At 39.9% G+C, this 17,375-nt stretch carries 15 protein-coding genes; 1 reads left to right on the forward strand and 14 read right to left on the reverse strand.

Going from position 1 to position 17,375, the window contains the following annotated elements:
- Window positions 1-22: 22 nt before the first annotated feature.
- The 6 genes from H541_RS0100565 to H541_RS0100590 form a co-directional block, all read right to left on the reverse strand.
- Window positions 23-2,683: a valine--tRNA ligase gene (locus tag H541_RS0100565; protein WP_022795409.1), complete on the reverse strand. Its 2,661-nt coding sequence runs from the start codon at window positions 2,681-2,683 to the stop codon at window positions 23-25.
- A gap of 339 nt (window positions 2,684-3,022) precedes the next feature.
- Complete coding sequence (locus H541_RS0100570) at window positions 3,023-4,072, reverse strand: alpha/beta hydrolase fold domain-containing protein (protein WP_033420680.1); 1,050 nt, start codon at window positions 4,070-4,072, stop codon at window positions 3,023-3,025.
- A gap of 159 nt (window positions 4,073-4,231) precedes the next feature.
- Window positions 4,232-4,729, reverse strand: coding sequence for a thiol peroxidase (tpx, locus tag H541_RS0100575; RefSeq protein WP_022795411.1), 498 nt, complete (start codon window positions 4,727-4,729; stop codon window positions 4,232-4,234).
- Between the two features lie 114 nt (window positions 4,730-4,843).
- A complete protein-coding gene (gene thiI / locus H541_RS0100580) occupies window positions 4,844-6,061 on the reverse strand; it encodes a tRNA uracil 4-sulfurtransferase ThiI (RefSeq protein WP_022795412.1) in 1,218 nt (405 codons plus the stop codon).
- Between the two features lie 152 nt (window positions 6,062-6,213).
- The gene (locus H541_RS11110) at window positions 6,214-7,347 is read right to left on the reverse strand and encodes a cysteine desulfurase family protein (protein ID WP_052168236.1); all 1,134 of its coding nucleotides are present in this window, start codon (window positions 7,345-7,347) and stop codon (window positions 6,214-6,216) included.
- 182 nt (window positions 7,348-7,529) lie between these two features.
- The gene (locus tag H541_RS0100590; protein ID WP_022795414.1) at window positions 7,530-9,260 is read right to left on the reverse strand and encodes a septation ring formation regulator EzrA; all 1,731 of its coding nucleotides are present in this window, start codon (window positions 9,258-9,260) and stop codon (window positions 7,530-7,532) included.
- 608 nt (window positions 9,261-9,868) lie between these two features.
- Here H541_RS0100590 and rpsD point away from each other — a divergent pair.
- On the forward strand, window positions 9,869-10,480 hold the full coding sequence (rpsD, locus tag H541_RS0100595; protein WP_022795415.1) for a 30S ribosomal protein S4: 612 nt from the start codon (window positions 9,869-9,871) through the stop codon (window positions 10,478-10,480).
- 387 nt (window positions 10,481-10,867) lie between these two features.
- Here rpsD and H541_RS13105 read toward each other — a convergent pair whose 3' ends face one another.
- The 8 genes from H541_RS13105 to fabG all read right to left on the reverse strand — a co-directional run bounded on the left by H541_RS13105 (window position 10,868) and on the right by fabG (window position 17,328).
- Window positions 10,868-11,038: a hypothetical protein gene (locus H541_RS13105; protein ID WP_022795416.1), complete on the reverse strand. Its 171-nt coding sequence runs from the start codon at window positions 11,036-11,038 to the stop codon at window positions 10,868-10,870.
- Window positions 11,039-11,207: 169 nt separating this feature from the next.
- Window positions 11,208-12,050, reverse strand: coding sequence for a carboxyltransferase subunit alpha (gene accA / locus H541_RS0100605; protein WP_022795417.1), 843 nt, complete (start codon window positions 12,048-12,050; stop codon window positions 11,208-11,210).
- A complete protein-coding gene (gene accD / locus H541_RS0100610; protein WP_026501500.1) occupies window positions 12,043-12,918 on the reverse strand; it encodes an acetyl-CoA carboxylase, carboxyltransferase subunit beta in 876 nt (291 codons plus the stop codon). The genes accA and accD overlap by 8 nt, the downstream gene beginning before the upstream one ends.
- 12 nt (window positions 12,919-12,930) lie before the next feature.
- Window positions 12,931-14,310: an acetyl-CoA carboxylase biotin carboxylase subunit gene (accC, locus tag H541_RS0100615; protein WP_022795419.1), complete on the reverse strand. Its 1,380-nt coding sequence runs from the start codon at window positions 14,308-14,310 to the stop codon at window positions 12,931-12,933.
- Complete coding sequence (gene fabZ / locus H541_RS0100620) at window positions 14,311-14,742, reverse strand: 3-hydroxyacyl-ACP dehydratase FabZ (protein WP_022795420.1); 432 nt, start codon at window positions 14,740-14,742, stop codon at window positions 14,311-14,313. It lies immediately after the preceding gene.
- Window positions 14,743-15,234 carry an acetyl-CoA carboxylase biotin carboxyl carrier protein gene (gene accB / locus H541_RS0100625; protein WP_022795421.1) on the reverse strand — a complete coding sequence of 164 codons (492 nt, stop codon included), beginning with the start codon at window positions 15,232-15,234 and terminating at the stop codon, window positions 14,743-14,745. It abuts the gene before it with no gap.
- Between the two features lie 7 nt (window positions 15,235-15,241).
- Complete coding sequence (fabF, locus tag H541_RS0100630) at window positions 15,242-16,477, reverse strand: beta-ketoacyl-ACP synthase II (protein WP_022795422.1); 1,236 nt, start codon at window positions 16,475-16,477, stop codon at window positions 15,242-15,244.
- A gap of 110 nt (window positions 16,478-16,587) precedes the next feature.
- Window positions 16,588-17,328, reverse strand: a complete 741-nt coding sequence (gene fabG, locus H541_RS0100635) for a 3-oxoacyl-[acyl-carrier-protein] reductase (protein ID WP_022795423.1) — start codon at window positions 17,326-17,328, stop codon at window positions 16,588-16,590.
- Window positions 17,329-17,375: the final 47 nt, after the last annotated feature.

Raw genomic sequence — 17,375 nt, forward strand, 5'->3', positions numbered from 1 at the left:
TTCACTATCTCCTTATGGCTCATCAGTTTTGTTGCAAGGTCTCGATCCGATCAGATACTGACCGATGTTGCTTCACATAACCTATACGCTTTTCTTTTTCTTTTGTTACAATTTTCTCAGGTGCCTTAGAAACAAAGCTTTCATTCGCTAATTTTTTGTCGATTCGTTCGATTTCTTTGTCTAACTTCACTAATTCGCCCTCTAACCGTTTGATCTCCTCATCAACATCGATCAACCCTGCTAGTGGTAAATAGATCTCCGCCCCATCGATTACAGCCGTCATAGCTTGGGCAGGTGCTGTCACCTGTTCTGAGATGGTTAAATATTCAGGATGGCAGAAACGTTCCAGATAAGCCGTATTATCAATCAACATCTCTTTTACAGCATCTTGAGTCGGTTTGATCAGAATAGTCACTGGTTTAGAGAGTGGTGTATCCATTTCTTGGCGAATGTTTCTGACTGCTTTGATAGCTGCAACTAAAATATCTAGCTCTTTAACTGCAGTAGGATCAATCAAAGAGTCATCTACAGTTGGGTACGGCGCTACAACGATTGACTCAGATTTGTGAGGTGTACTTTGCCAAATCTCTTCTGTCACAAATGGCATAATAGGATGAAGCAATCTCAAAATGTTATTGAGCGTGTGAGCTAAGATCGATTTAGTCATATGGACTGCTTCTTGATCATCACTAGTCAGTGTTTCCTTAGCCATTTCAATATACCAGTCACAATAATCATCCCAGATGAAATGATACAGTTGTCTACCTGCCTCACCAAATTCGAACTTATCAAATAATTCAGTTGTTTTTTGGATGACTTCATTCAATCGACTCAGTATCCATTTGTCGGCAAGTGTTTTAGGACCGTTCAAATCGATATCTTGAACAGTAAATCCTTCCAGATTCAAGAGCACAAAACGACTGGCATTCCATATTTTATTGATGAAATTCCATGATGACTTCATGGTTTCTTCACTATAGCGAACGTCTTGACCTGGAGCTGAACCAGTCGCTAAAAACCACCGTAGTGTGTCTGCCCCATAGCTATCGATGACATCCATCGGGTCAACCCCATTACCAAGAGACTTACTCATTTTACGGCCATCTGCTGCACGGATTAACCCATGTAACAAGACATTTTTAAATGGCCTTTTCCCTGTAAACTCTAAGCTTTGAAAGATCATCCGACTAACCCAAAAGAAAATGATGTCGTAGCCAGTCACTAATGTATCTGTAGGAAAATACCGTTTGAAGTCTGGATTATCTGCATCAGGCCACCCCATCGTTGAAAATGGCCATAAGGCAGAACTGAACCACGTATCTAAGACATCTGGATCTTGCTCCCAGTTGTCACTGTCTTTTGGTGCATCAATGCCAACATACATCTCACCTGTCTTTTTATGGTACCAAGCTGGAATACGATGGCCCCACCAAAGTTGCCGCGAAATTACCCAATCATGAACATTTTCCATCCAAGTCAAATAGGTTTGTTCAAAGCGTTTAGGGAAGAAATCAACTCGATTATTCGGGTCGGACTGGTTGTCGATAGCCCGCTTAGCTAAACCGTCCATCTTGACAAACCATTGAGTAGACAGCATTGGTTCAACCACTACTCCTGTTCTCTCTGAATGACCAACACTATGGACCATATGCTCAACTTTGTCAAGACGTCCCAGTGCTTTTAACTCAGAGACGATGGCCTTTCGGGCTTCTTCTCGTGTTAACCCAGCATATTTCCCAGCATTCTCATTCATAGTTGCATCAGGATTCATGACGGTAACACGTGGTAAGTCATGACGATTTCCGACCAAAAAGTCATTAGGATCATGAGCCGGAGTAATCTTCACAACGCCAGTCCCAAAGTCACGATCGACGTAAGTATCAGCAATAACTGGTATTTCTTTATTGAGCAACGGAAGAGTAACGGTCTTACCTATGATGTCTTGATATCGCGGATCATCCGGATGAACAGCAACCGCAGTATCACCAAGCATGGTTTCTGGACGAGTCGTCGCAATCTCAACGACCCCACTGCCATCTGTTAATGGATACGTCATATAATAGAGAGCACCATCATCGTCTTGGTGGATAACTTCAATATCTGAAAGTGCTGTTTGTGCTTTGGGATCCCAGTTGATGATATACTCACCACGGTAAATAATTCCCTTGTTATATAAATCAACAAACACCTTTTTGACAGCATCACTCAAACCCTCGTCCAAAGTGAAACGCTCACGGTCGTAATCGACTGAAATCCCCATCTTAGCCCATTGCTTTCTAATGGTACTAGCATAGTCTTCCTTCCATTCCCAAGTCTTCTCTATAAACTTTTCGCGACCTAGATCATAACGACTAAGACCTGACTCTGCCAATTTTGCCTCAACTTTTGCTTGCGTAGCGATTCCAGCATGATCCATTCCAGGCAACCACAGCGTGTCGTAGCCTTGCATCCGCTTAAAGCGAATCAACATATCCTGTAAAGTAACATCCCATGCATGTCCCAAGTGAAGCTTTCCAGTGACATTGGGAGGTGGAATAACGATTGAATACGGTTTAGCCTTAAGATCCCCACTCGGCTTGAAAACTCCTGATTGGATCCATTCTTGATAACGTCCCTTTTCAACCTCAGATGGTTGATACTTCGTTGACATTTGTCCTTTTTTACTTGCTCCTATTTCAGCCATAGTTGACTCCTTTCTACTCATCAAATTACTCTTTCTACAAGTCCTAAAAACTCATCCGCCTTAAAAATTGGCCACAAAAAAAGCCCCACACAACTGTGTCGGACGAGTTACCGCGGTACCACCACACTAATGATCAACAGCTAAAAACTTAAGCAGTAATCACCACTTTGTTTGATAACGAAGTCTGACTCCGAAACGATTCTCCCAAGCAACCTTCCTAAGTGAGATATAAGTCTCTTTCACCATTCAAGACTCTCTCTATAAATGCAGCACTTAGTACTCCTCTTGATCACCGAATGTTGCCATTAGTGTAGCATGACGCGCCTGAATATTCAAACTTTAAGTATAAAAAATCTCTTTAGTATAGCGAATAATGTCCCGAACAGCTGCTTCGCCTTCGATTGTCGGCAAAATGGGATAGACGTGTTCCATATAAGGTGCTTCGACATAATGAAGGGCTGGGGTCACTGTTTTGATGAGATGGGCAAATTTTCGAACATCTGCTAAGAACATATCGTTTGTACCTATATAGATAGCCATTTTTGGCAGTTTTTTAAATGGATAATTGATAGGGCTGACTAGCGGATCAGATAGGTCTAAATCACCAGCATATAGTTTTGCGATTTCAAGTAAACCGGCCCTTGAAAGGGTGGCATCATGACTCTCATTTAAAACAATGTCTGGATTCGTCATACTAACGTCTAGCCATGGTGAAATCAACACTAAAGCCAATGGCTCATATTGAGTAACCTGCATGACACTCATGATCAAACCACCGCCTGAAGAATCACCTAAAACGATACTTCTCTCTTGCGCTTCTAACCACTCACTAGTCTTTGAAATAACATCAACAGCAACCTCATCAGGTACCTCAGGATAAACAAAAAGCTTAACTGGCCGTTTCAAAGCTGTTGCTAATCGCCATAAAAAGCGGTAATGATACTCTGTAGGTTGTTCCACATAGCCTCCACCATGGATATAAAGTAAAGGAGCAGCAGGGTTTCTGGTCGCAGTGACACTTTCTCCAATAGTCTTTTCATTTTCTGCCGTATCAGCTCGAGATAATTCTCCTTGTCTTTTTAATTTAAGCCCCGGATAAATTGTCAATTCTAAATTTCCTTTAAAAATATCTAAGCTGTAATGGATGTAGCGGCTACGAGGTGTTCTAAATGGGATAGAACCCTTAGCTAGCAAAAAGCGCTTTAATACAGCAAACAGTCTAGGATCTTCCAAAATAGGTTTCGTAGTATATTTGGGAATAAAGAACCGTGTGATACGACTAGACCAACTTCTTTTTGTTACCAAGGGAATCCCTACCAAGGCAGCAGCAAGTGCTGTTACCAAATACTTACTCTTTTTCTTTACAATCTGTTGCCACCTTTTCGACATTAAAAACCAATAATCCTAATCCTGTCATACATACCAACGAAGTATACTCAACTTATACTCAACTTATACTCAACTATATGCTACTTACTTAATTCAACGGAACATACACGAGCTAAAAAAAGAGACCACAACGGATGCTGTGGCTCTTTCTCTTAGCAATTAGGCAACTAAGGCTTCTTTTGCGGCTTCAACAGCTTGATCATAATCAGGTTCTTGTGCAATCTCTGGTACAAGTTGTTCATATGTAATCTTACCATCTTGATCGACTACAATAACCGCCCGAGCAATAATATCTTTATCTGGCACATAAAGTCCTAGTGCTTTACCAAATGCTCGATCTGAGTCTGGGACAGTTCTCATTTCAATACCATTAGCAGCACACCAATTATTAAACTCTTCTGCAGTATTGACAGAAATAGTTGCTAATTGGACACCATCCAATTGTGAGACTTTCTCATGGAAGGCTTTCGATTGTGCATCGCAAACACTTGTATCAATATTTGGTACGATGCTGAGCACTGTGACATGATCAACCAAATCTGCATTAGAAAATGACTTGCCATCTGAATCAGTCAATTTAAATTGTGGTAACTCTTTTCCAACTATCGGAAGATTACCATTAGTTTCTATTGGACTTCCCTTAAATGTTACTTGCATACATCCCGCTCCTTTTTAGTGTAATGATATCTGTCGTCGAGAATTTACTCGACCCTTACACTAAAAATTATAACTAAAAATAGAGTGAAAGTTAATTAATATGGTTTAGCCCTCCTATAAGAGATCATCCATCTCTTCTAATTCAGTCTGAGAACCAACCGTTTTAATGTTTTCAACCAAGATGCCTTTAACTGAGTCATCAACTCGTTCAGACACAGCTATACTTTCTTCATAATAGTCACACTTTTCACTTTTTGGCTTCGTTTTTGGCGCTGGTGGAGCAAATACAGTACAACAATCCTCATATGGCAGGATTGAAATGGCAAAACTTCCGATATCCTTCGCCAATTGGATGATTTCTAACTTGTCATAAGTAATCAAAGGTCTTATAACCGGATAAGTTGCCATAGCATTAATAACATCAAGACTTATCAAGGTTTGAGAAGCCACTTGTCCAATCGATTCACCAGTAACTATGGCTAGTGCTTCCCGTTCAGCACAGAGGTCGTTCATCACCCTAAACATCATTCTTCTGGTAATCGTCATTAAATAGCCTTCTGGTATCTTTTCTTTGATTTCTTCTTGTGTCTTGGTGAATGGAACAGTGATAAATTGAATATCACCGCCAAATTTGGTCAAGATCTTTGTCAGATCCTTCGCTTTTTGAACGGCCTGAGGACTAGTATATGGCGGACTAGCAAAATGAACCGCCTCTATCTCAATGCCACGTTTCATCGCCAAATAACCAGCGACCACTGAATCGATGCCTCCAGAGAGCATCAATAACGCACGACCACTCGTTCCGACTGGCAAGCCACCAGCACCAAGATAAACTTTTGTGGTAATCAAGGCTGCTTCCTCTCGAATTTCAACCTTTACCGTAATATCTGGCTTCTTCAGTTGAACCTTTAGCCCTTTGAACCGGTCAACAACAGCTTGCCCAAGTTTTCGGTTGATAGCATTGGTATCAAGTGAAAAAGTATGATCAGCACGCTTAGTGGCAATTCTAAACGTTTGACCAATAAGGTCTTCAGTTTCCAGTAATTGTAACACCGTTGCTTCAATTGCAGCCATATTTTTTTTGACTTTATAGACTGGCGAATAGGATTGAATCCCAAAAACAGACTTCAAACGTTCTAATGCTTCTGAGATGTGGGATTCATCTAGATGAATTTCCAAATAATCATGCCCAGCTCGAACAATCGTATCCCCTAGCCCATCAATCTGCCGTTTAATATTTTTGGCTAATTGCTGAGTAAATCTTCTTTTATTTTTTCCTTTAGTTGATAATTCGCCGTAACGAACCAAAATATACGGTTTCAAAGTCTCCACAACGCGTCATTCTCCATTCTATCCTTACCAATTGTTTCCTGCCTACGCTATCGTTTTCTCACTGTCTTTTTTTCAATCACTCTATTTAACAATAGCTTTAATTAGCCACAGTATAATTTATCCATAGCTTTAGTTCGCCATAACCTTAGTTTCTAATGATTTTGAAAAACAGTTTTAAAGTGATTCGCATGTTTTTTCAAGGCTTCACAGACATGTTCGATTTCTGAACTAGTCGTTTGGTCAGAAAAAGACAAGCGTATTGCTCCTTCTGCCACTTTTTTCTCGATACCCATGGCAAGTAGGGTTTGCGGGCCACTATGTGTTTTACTAGAACAAGCACTCGTCGTGCTCACATAGATCCCCTCGTCTTCCAAGGCGTGTAAAAGAACTTCCCCTTTCACATGCTTAATTGCTAGACAATTGATATAGGGTACCCCGTCAGTGGGAGATAACCACACGATGTTATCACAAGCCGATATGCCTCTTTTTAGTAATTGACGTAACGGCTCAGCATTCCCGTGATTCGGGTGTAATCGCAAAGCTCTAGCCATCGCTGTAATACCAGCAACATTTTCTGTCGTACTACGCAACTGTCTCTCTTGTCCACCACCGGTTAATTGAGGTTGGATTGTTCTGCCATGCTTTTTATATAAGAAGCCAACTCCCCGAGGACCATGAAATTTATGTGCAGAAAAGGTCATCAGGTCAATCCTATCATGCGGAATTATACTTGGAAACGCTCCAAGAGACTGTACACCATCCACATGATAATGGACATTTTGATGACTTTCCAAAAGATCACCAACTGCCAAAATGGGTTGGATACTACCGATTTCATTATTAACTGCCATTAAACTAACCAAAATTGTTTCTGGTCGTAAGGCCTGACTAACTTCCTCTGGATCAACCACACCATTTTGATCAACACTCAAATAAGTGACTGTAATAAAGCCCATCGATTCCAGTTGAGCGATTGTATTCAAAACTGAGGGATGTTCAATCGTTGAAGTGATCATATGATTTCCAAATTCTCTTTTGGCAAAAACAGTACCTCTAATCGCAAGATTATTCGATTCGGTGCCACCACTGGTAAAGATAACTTCATCTTCTTGTTTCTGAATCATTTCGGCCACTTGTTTACGCGCCTTTTCTAACAGTTGATAGCTTTTAACACCAGGTACATGTAAACTACCTGGATTTCCATAAAATTGCGTGGCAACTTTTTGATAGGTGTTTAAAACGCTAGTATCGATTGGTGTTGTAGCACTATTGTCGATATAAATCATTTCTAATTTTCCTTCCATAATACTTCTATAATACTTCAGTAATCTCAGTAATAGTCTCAGTTCTCAGATAAGCAAATAACATTACCCTGTTCAATGAAAAAGAGAGGCGGCAAAACCGCACTCCCCACTGTTGTCTTATATCTATTTACCGATTCTTCAGCTAATAACAACTGCTAAAGCAACTATAACACGCGGTTTGCTTTGTCACGTTGGTAAGATTGTCGCACATTTTGTGGTGCCTCTGCATCGATCTTGGCCAACGCCTTTTCAATGATCTCAAGGGACCGGCTATAATCATATTCACGGTCAAATATTGCCAGTGATTGTTGAATTGCTAAAGCAATCGTTTCATTATCTAACCGATAACGATTTGCATATTGAATCATAGCCTCCGTTAAATGAGCATCGTCCACAATAGAATCTGTCAAATCTTCAAGGCGTTCGATTTGTTTAGCAATTGCTTCATCTTTTGCATTGAGCACCGGCAAATCAATACGAACCCGATTCAATTCACTATTCAAAGCTTCAATCATATCAGATGTTTGAAAAAAAAGATCCAAGTAAGATTTTGGCAAACCGGGGATGTTAGCTTTTTCAATATGACGCTTCATATTCCGTAGCTCAATCTCATACTCATCTAGGTTCGTTTTGATAGCTTCTTCTTGTTGTCTTAAGGTCGCTAATTGCTTCATCATGTCACTTTGTTGATGCATGATATCAGTCAACCGTTTTAAAAGAAGCTCTAAATAATCCTTTGCTAAGGAAAATGCTACAGCATTGTCTGCTAATTGTTCGTCATAATGATTCAGCTTATCTTGTTCTTCTTCTAATTGTGATTGAAACTCTGCAATTTTAACTTCCTCATTATTATGGAGGATATAGTTTTGACCCATACGGTCAACTTCTAAAGCTCCGTAGCGATTGTTTTTGAGTGCCTTCTCAAGTTGAAGATGCACTGTTTGGATATGTGAATCGACGTATTGTTTTGCCGTAATCTCAGCTTCCATTTCGTCATAAGTCTGATCAATCTCCCGTTTGACTTTGTCAAGTTCCTTACGGGCATCTCCTAATTTAATGCCTTTAATACTATTTTCAGCTGATACGATTAAGTCCTCAATAGCCTTAATATCAGCTTCAACATCGATGTCATTAAAGAGATACTTTTCACTCAATAATCGTTGGTAACCATTTTCTAAGTCTTCCACTTGTGGTTCATATGTTTCCTTTATTTCCTTATAAAACTCAGGTATTTGTTTTATAACATCATTCAGTTCAGTCATCTCAGTTTCGATCTGAGACAAGACGTCTTTTGCTTCCATATGGTCCCCTTCGTTTGAAAGAGTATGGAATTTAGTGAAGTCTAGTTCTAAATAAGATAATCGTTTCTCCAAAGAATCAAGAGCATCGCCATAAGTAAAACTTTGACTTAACAAGTTCTTTCGAAGCTCATTATAATCATTTTGGATGTCTTCACCCTTCTTACGGTTTTGTTCCTCACTATCTAATAAACGTTGTAAAGCTTTGTAAACTTTATCAATATTACGTTTAGCTTCTTTCAACTGTTGTTTTGCAAAATCAATCGATTTAGTTGCCTTTACCAGATTATAGCGTTCATTGGCTTGTTGTGCTGAAATAATCGCGGCTTCAATCTCAGGAAGAGAAAAACGAGTGATCGTTTGCCAAGTTGCTTGCCATGATTCATATGTTCTTCTCGTTTGACCGGTCAAATTCATATTTTTCAGGGTATATAATGTATCAGCTACAGGAACCGCCATAAGATCTTCTCTTTGATTCTGCAATTCTGAAATATCCTTTTTTTGCTTATGTTGATAATAATAGAATACAAAATACCCAATGATTGCGATAATGATGATCCCGATCAGTAAATTCATGAAACCTGTGCCGGCATTCATTGCCATTCCTCCAGTACTTGTGACTCGCCACAATTATTTTTCTCTGCTATTAACAATTTTAACTCTTTTTCACACGATCACTTACAGTAGTGCTAATGATTTATATCTATAAGACACCTAAAGACACCTAAACACATCTATTAGACATCTATAAAACATCTGTTAGACACCAATTAGACACAACACTTCTATTAATGATGCTACTAGTCTCTATAATATCATACATGAGTATACCAAAAAAAACGTTTAACGTCATGTATCTCACAAAAAAAGGTTATCGCTTTATGATTTTAAGCTCATTTCCCCTTGCTAAAGCCTACCAGAGTCACTGATAAAGGAAGAGCACTTCGCTTCCATTAGCAATCAAGCGTTAACAGGCTAATAATACAGCATTTTTTATTGACTGCTACACTCATGATGCGTTATAATGATGATTGTGTAAAATACGCAGCACCAATGAAGTGAGAGTGTCAACAGATCGTTACGCGTTCAATCGCGAGCACTAGTAACCCGCGGCTGCAAAGGGTGAACAGCTAAAATGAGCTGCACACGCACGATCATTGGATCAGCTATTTTACTCCAAACTATATTATTGGAGGAAAACTTATATGTCTCGTTATACAGGCCCAAGCTGGAAACGTTCTCGCCGTTTAGGTATTTCACTTTCTGGAACAGGTAAAGAATTAAATCGTCGTCCTTATGCTCCTGGTCAACACGGTCCTAACAGCCGTCGTAAATTATCAGAATATGGACAACAATTACAAGAAAAACAAAAACTACGCTTTATGTATGGGTTAAATGAACGTCAGTTCTCAAACTTATTCAAAAAAGCTGGTAAAATTAAAGAAGGAAAACATGGTGTTAACTTCTTAGTCTTACTAGAACGTCGCTTAGACAACGTTGTTTACCGTTTAGGTCTTGCAAACACTCGTCGTCAAGCTCGTCAATTAGTAAACCATGGCCATATCACTGTTGATGGTCAACGTGTTGACATCCCTTCATACGAAGTGGAAGTTGGACAAGTTATCTCAGTTCGTGAAAAATCAAAAGATCTAGTGATCATCAAGAGTTCGTTAGAAGGCCTATTCGGTCGTCCTGAATACTTGACGTTCGACGAAGATAAATTAGAAGGTTCGTTGAACCGTCTACCACTTCGCGAAGAATTGACACAAGATGTCGATGAATCATTCATCGTTGAATACTACAACACATTAAGTTAATCATAAGGCATTTCATTTTAATAGGTCGATTTCTTTATTATACGACTAGCTAATCACTACTTGTTGCTACTCTTCACACTTTCTTCGATACTCACATACACATACACTTTCACATACACTTTAATGAGGTTTTGTGTGATAGACGTGAGCAAGATTTTGATTCAGTTAACCTCTAATAAATGAATGACATAGTCCTTTTAATTGATGACTAGCCTTACTGACAATACAATTTACTGATATTCAAAAAAGAGATTTGACAAGATAATTTGTCAAATCTCTTTTTTTATAGCTAGTACTTTTTTATAGCTGATACTTTTTATAGCTAGTACTTTTTTATAGCCAGTGATTTTTTATAGCGAGTAAGCCTTTTAAAAGCGATTAGGCTGATTACTTCTTATCTTTAACAGCTAGATAAATTTGATAGCCGATAAAGCCCAAAATAAGAACTGTTGCGATCATCGTGATCAATCCTACTGCTAATTTAAGAATCACACTTGCTACCATGATAACAACAAAAACTGCAATAAAGACTAACCAGTATTTCACTGTTTCATTCATTCTGACACATCCCCTACTACTATTTAGACGTCCTATAGACAAAGCTTCTCATTTTTTATAAATGCATCTCTCTTTATAAATGCATCACTCTTTAAAATCAGCTAATGTCTTGATATCTCATTATATCATATCGCCCAACACATCACCCATAAGCAGATTTATCGGCTGTCTAAAACCGATTAAACCTAGCTTGTCTTTGTGCAACAATTTCTTCTGGAGATAGATGATCATACTGACTGAGTTCTAAGATAAAATCAGCTTTTAGTTGTGCCATGAGTGCCTTCTTTTGAATGCTATCAGACTCGTTTTCTTCTATTATAATGCGTTCAATAACCCCTAAGTCAAGCAAATCATTAGGAGTCAATTTCATTTTATTGGCAGCCTCTTTTGCTAAATTGGCATCTTTATATAGAATACTAGCAAATCCTTCAGGTGACAGAACCGAATACATACTGTGCTGCATCATCCAGACTTTATTTGAAAAAGCTAGCGCTAATGCACCACCAGATCCTCCTTCGCCAACGATCAAGGTCACTATCGGAACCGTCAATTGACTCATCACTAATAGGTTTTGAGCGATTGCAGAACCGATTCCCCTACTTTCAGCCTCTGGCGAACAGTAAGCACCGGCTGTGTTCACAACAGTTAAGACTGGTCTTTGGAACTTTTCTGCCTGTTCCATCATCCGATAAGCTTTACGATAACCTTCTGGGTAACTTGAGCCAAAGTTTCGGGCTATATTTTCATCTAAGGTATGTCCTTTTTGCGACCCAATCAAAGTGACCGGCCGACCCGCTAAGAAACCGACCCCCGACACGATTGACTTATCATCGCCATAGTAACGATCTCCATGTAATTCGATAAAATCATCTAAAATATGATGGGCTATGTCTTCAGTCGACAGTCGATCTTTAGCTCTGGCTAATTTGACAGTACTATAAGCGTCCTCTACTGCTTCCTTCTGACGCGCTTTGCCTGTCAACTTTTCAATCAACTCATTCGTTTTAGACATTTAGATCACCTCTATGCATTTTTAATAACGAGCCAATGACTTTTCGCTGTTCTTGTCGGTTTACAATAGCATCAATAAATCCTTTTTCAAGAACTTCTTCTGATGATTGGAAGTTATCAGGTAAAGTCGTTTTTAAGGTTTGTTCAATGACTCGTCGTCCGGCAAATCCGACTAGTGCTTGAGGTTCTGCTAATATAATATCACCTTGCATCGCAAAGCTAGCTGTCACACCACCAGTTGTGGGGTCCGTTAATAACACCAAATAAAAAAGCCCAGCTTTACTATGATTACTAACCGCACTACTCACTTTTGCCATCTGCATCAAGGATAAAATTCCCTCTTGCATCCGGGCACCACCAGATGCGGTCGTTAAAACAACCGGAAGTTTTTTATGTGTTGCTTCAGTGAACAGGTGCGTTAGTTTCTGTCCAACTGCTTGCCCCATGCTCCCCATAATGAATCGACTATCCATAATTCCGATCGCACATGGCTGGCCTGTTATTGTGGCTTCTCCAACCGTAATTGCCTCATCTAATCCCGTTTTTTCTTTAGTAGCTTTAACTTTTTGATCGTAGTTATCAAACGATAGTGGATTCGAAATTTTGGTTTCAGGGAGCCACTCAGTGAAACTTAATTCATCCAATAATTGAGCGATACGTTCACTTGTAGTCATCCGCCAAATATAATGGCAATGAGGGCAGAAACGTTCAACTGCTAAATCACCCACATAAACTAGTTTTTTACAACTAGGACAACGATAATACAAATTATCTGGGATTTTAGCGTGCATTTTATCCCGTTCCTGCTTACTCGGTATGATGACTTGGGGTTTTTTCTTTTTAAATAACACCCTATTCACCCCTTCCATTCATTTCAATGATTACTCGACACTCTGTTTATGAGCTTTCAAAAAGTTGCTTAAAAAATGCTCCTCTAAATAATGTGTGTCAAATGCACCAGATAGAACGCCTTTGTCTGCTATCAAAGCGAGTTGAAAGTCGATATTTGTTGGTATACCATCAATCATAAACTCCATAAGAGCTCGATTCATTTTCCGAAATGCTATATCACGTGTTTTAGCATAGGTGATGACCTTTGCTACCATACTATCGTAAAAAGGGGGTATTCCACTACCCGCAAATAAGGCACTCTCTACTCTTAACCCTAGACTACCGCTTGGAAGAATCAAATCAGTGATTTTCCCACTAGCTGGTCTAAAGTCATGTGTCGGATCCTCAGCATTTATCCGACATTCGATAGCATGACCAGTGATTTTGATATCTTCTTGACTGTAAGTCAAAGGTAAGCCACTTGCAATTCGGATTTGTTCATTAACAATATCAACTCCCGTGACCATTTCAGTGACAGGATGTTCTACTTGCAATCGGGTATTCATTTCCATAAAGTAGAAGTTTTGATTTTGATCAACCAAAAATTCAACAGTTCCTGCGTTCACATAATGAGTCGCGATTGCCGCATCAACTGCTGCTTTTCCCAGCTGCTCTCTCACATCTGAGCTAATAAAACTACTAGGAGCCTCTTCCAGAACTTTCTGATGTTGACGTTGCAGCGAGCATTCACGTTCGCCAAGATGAATCACATTTCCAAAGCTATCTCCTAAAATCTGAACTTCAATATGACGTGCATGAGTAATGATTTTCTCTAAGTATACCTGGTCATCCGAAAATACAGCTCCAGCTTCTAGCTTAACTTGGTCAAACAATTGTTTGAACTGCTCTTCAGAGTGGATCTCACGCATTCCTTTACCACCACCACCAGCTGCAGCTTTGAGCATGACTGGAAAGCCAAGTGATTTTGCTAACTCTAGTCCACTTTCGCAATCGTCTATAAAGCCTTCACTCCCTGGAATGACAGGAACGCCTGCTTTGATCATGGTTTCCCTTGCAACTGCTTTATTACCCATTCGATGGATAGCCTCGGAACTTGGGCCAATAAATGTGATATCACATTCCTCACACATCTTTGCAAACTGACTATTTTCAGACAAAAATCCAAATCCTGGATGAATAGCTTCCGCTCCAGTCGTTAGGGCAGCACTCAACAGTTGAATCTTATGATTATAAGAGTCGGCGACACGCGGCGGACCAATACAGACTGCCTCGTCTGCTAACACCGTATGAAGTGCTAAACGATCTGCCGTAGAATAAACTGCAACAGATTTGATGCCCATTTCGCGAAGGGCACGAATTATTCGAACCGCTATCTCACCACGATTCGCTACGAGTACTTTTTTAAACATTTACTCAGCTCCAATAATGAAAGTCATTTCCGCCTCACATACTTTTTTGTCACCTACAAACGCTTTTCCTAGACCAATTCCAGCGTTTCGTTTTAATTTAACAATCTCAACTTCTAAACGTAGTACGTCTCCAGGGACAACTTTTTGACGAAATTTCACTTTGTTCAATCCACCTAAATAAGCTGTTTTACCATTAAAATCATCTTGTTTCAACAATGGTATTGACCCTGCCTGGGCCAAACTCTCTATAATCAAGACACCCGGCATGACAGGTTCACCTGGAAAGTGACCTTGGAAAAAGGGCTCATTGATTGTAACATTTTTTTGACAAACGACTTTTTGACCAGGGATCAATTCAGTCACCTTATCAATAAAGAAGATTGGGTAACGATTTGGTATGATTTCCATTACTTCTTGACTAGTTAGTTCCATTTATATTTCCTCCTCATCGATCACTACAAGTGGTTGATCATATTCAACGACCTCTTCATTAGTGACGTTGATTTTCTTGATAGTCCCACTAACTGGTGCTACGACTTCATTCATGATTTTCATTGCTTCGATGATACAGACGACTTGTCCTTTCTTAACGACAGAGCCCACTGAAACAAAAGATTCTGCTCCAGGATTTGGCGCTAAATAGACAATCCCGACCAACGGTGCTTTAACAGCGATGAACTGACTATCATCACTATCAACTTCCTCATTAGGACTAGCAGTTGTGCTAATCACTTCTGTTGGTTCTTTTGGTGAAGAGTCAGTTGCGTGTGTGACAGCGACTTGATCATGACCACCATTACCGTTTGACTCTGAAGGACCTTGATATGGATCCTTTGATAAAATCAGTTGGTCAGTTCCTTGTGTCAAGGATAAAAACCGAATCGTGCTCTCATCAAATTGAGTGATCAGTGATTTGACATCCATGATAGTTTTATTCCTCCCAGCGTTTAAAACATAATACAGCGTTGTGGCCCCCAAAACCTAAGGAATCTGACAATACGTAAGTCAGGTCCGCTGCTCTTCCGACGTTAGGCACGTAATCCAAGTCGCACTGCGGATCGGCTTCTTTTAGGCCGCGAGTTGGTGGCACAAATTGATGACGCAAGGCTTCGATACACGTAATAGCTTCAACACCACCAGCAGCACCCAAAAGGTGACCAATCATACTTTTGGTGCTTGATATAGGGATATGCTTGGCGTGTTCTCCAAAAGCGTACTTGATAGCAGTTGTTTCCCCGCTATCGTTAGTTGGTGTACTTGTGCCATGAGCGTTGATGTAGTCAACCTCTTCTGGCTTAATACCAGCATCTTCTAGTGTTTTAAGAAATGCCTTACCAGCACCGCTGCCGTCTGGCCTAGGGGCGGTCATATGATAGGCATCAGCAGTCGAGCCGTAGCCAACAACTTCAGCTAAAACAGTTGCGCCACGCTTTTGCGCATTCTCTAAGCTTTCAAGAACAATCACGCCAGCTCCTTCACCCATTACAAAACCATCTCTACGGGCATCGAATGGAATTGAAGCTCGTTCAGGATCAGTTTGTGTCGATAAAGCCGTCAGTGCCGCAAAACCTGCAATCCCAATCTCATTGATGGTGGCTTCACAACCTCCAGCGAGACAAGCGGTCAAATCACCATGTTTGATCTTTAAATAAGCTTCACCGATTGCATTAGTTGCTGAGGCACAAGCTGAGACGATGTCTAGAGATATCCCTCTAATTCCAAACTTTTGAGCGATATTTCCCGCAGCCATATTACCAATTGTTAATGGCACAAAAAGTGGTGGCACCCGTTTTGGCCCTTTTTTAGCCATTTTTAAAATCCCTGTTTGAATGGCATGTAGGCCACCAATACCTGAACTGACTAATACACCGATATCATCTGTTGTCTCTTCAACCACCACAAGACCACTATTTTTTAATGCTTCATCACTTGCTGCAATGGCAAACTGACTAAAGCGGTCCATTCGTTGATATTCTTTTCGCGACATCGTAAGTGTCGGATCAAAATCACTTGCTTCACTTGCTACTGTTATACCTGTCTCACTAGCATCAAAACTTGTAATAGGTTTGATACCGTTTTTGCCGGCCGAAACATTAGTCCAAAATGTTTTGGTATCATTTCCTAACGAACTGACAACTCCTGTACCTGTAATCACTACTCGAGTCATTTATTCACCTTTACTTTCTTTTTATGCCCTATCATGATTAATAAAACTGTTTTTTTTTGTGATTTTCACCACTAATTGATATCTTGAAAAAACAAGGTCAGGCCAAATAACTACATATGTAACCCGCCATTGACCTCTATCACTTGCCCAGTCACATAATCATTTTGAATCAAAAAAGAGACTGTTTCACTGATATGGTCGACTTGTCCAAATCGTTTTAGCGGAATCTCTTGCAAGATTGCAGACCGTTGTTTTTCATTCAACTTAGCAGTCATATCTGTCTCAATGAACCCTGGTGCAATGGCATTACATCGGATATTACGTCCAGCTAGCTCTTTGGCAACAGACTTAGTCAAACCAATAATACCGGCTTTGCTCGCCGCATAATTCGTTTGTCCAGCATTACCAGTAATCCCGACAACACTTGCCATATTGATAATCACACCATTCTTTTGTTTTAAGAAATAAGGTGTCACAGCTTTAATCACATTAAAGGTTCCCAATAAATTTGTTTCGATTACGGACATAAAGTCTTCTGCGCTCATCCGTAGAATCAACTTATCTAAGGTAATTCCAGCATTATTGACAATAACATCTAGGCGTTTAAAACGACTAAAAATCTCATCAATGATGTCTTTTACTTCTGTACTATCGGCAACAGACCCGGTTAAAACAACTGGTGTGCTGTCATTTTCGCCAACAAAAGAAGCAAGTGTTTCTTCATTTGGAGCATGACGACTTGTCAAAATAACCTGATAACCATCTTTATAAAGTTTTTGAGCAATCGCAAGTCCGATCCCTTTAGTGCCACCAGTTATAAATGCAACAGGTTGCTTTTCTAATTCAGCCATTCCTTCACCTTACTTTCTCTCATACTTACTCTCGTACTTACTTTCAT

It is taken from the genome of Bavariicoccus seileri WCC 4188 (assembly GCF_000421665.1).
Classification (GTDB): Bacteria; Bacillota; Bacilli; order Lactobacillales; family Aerococcaceae; genus Bavariicoccus; species Bavariicoccus seileri.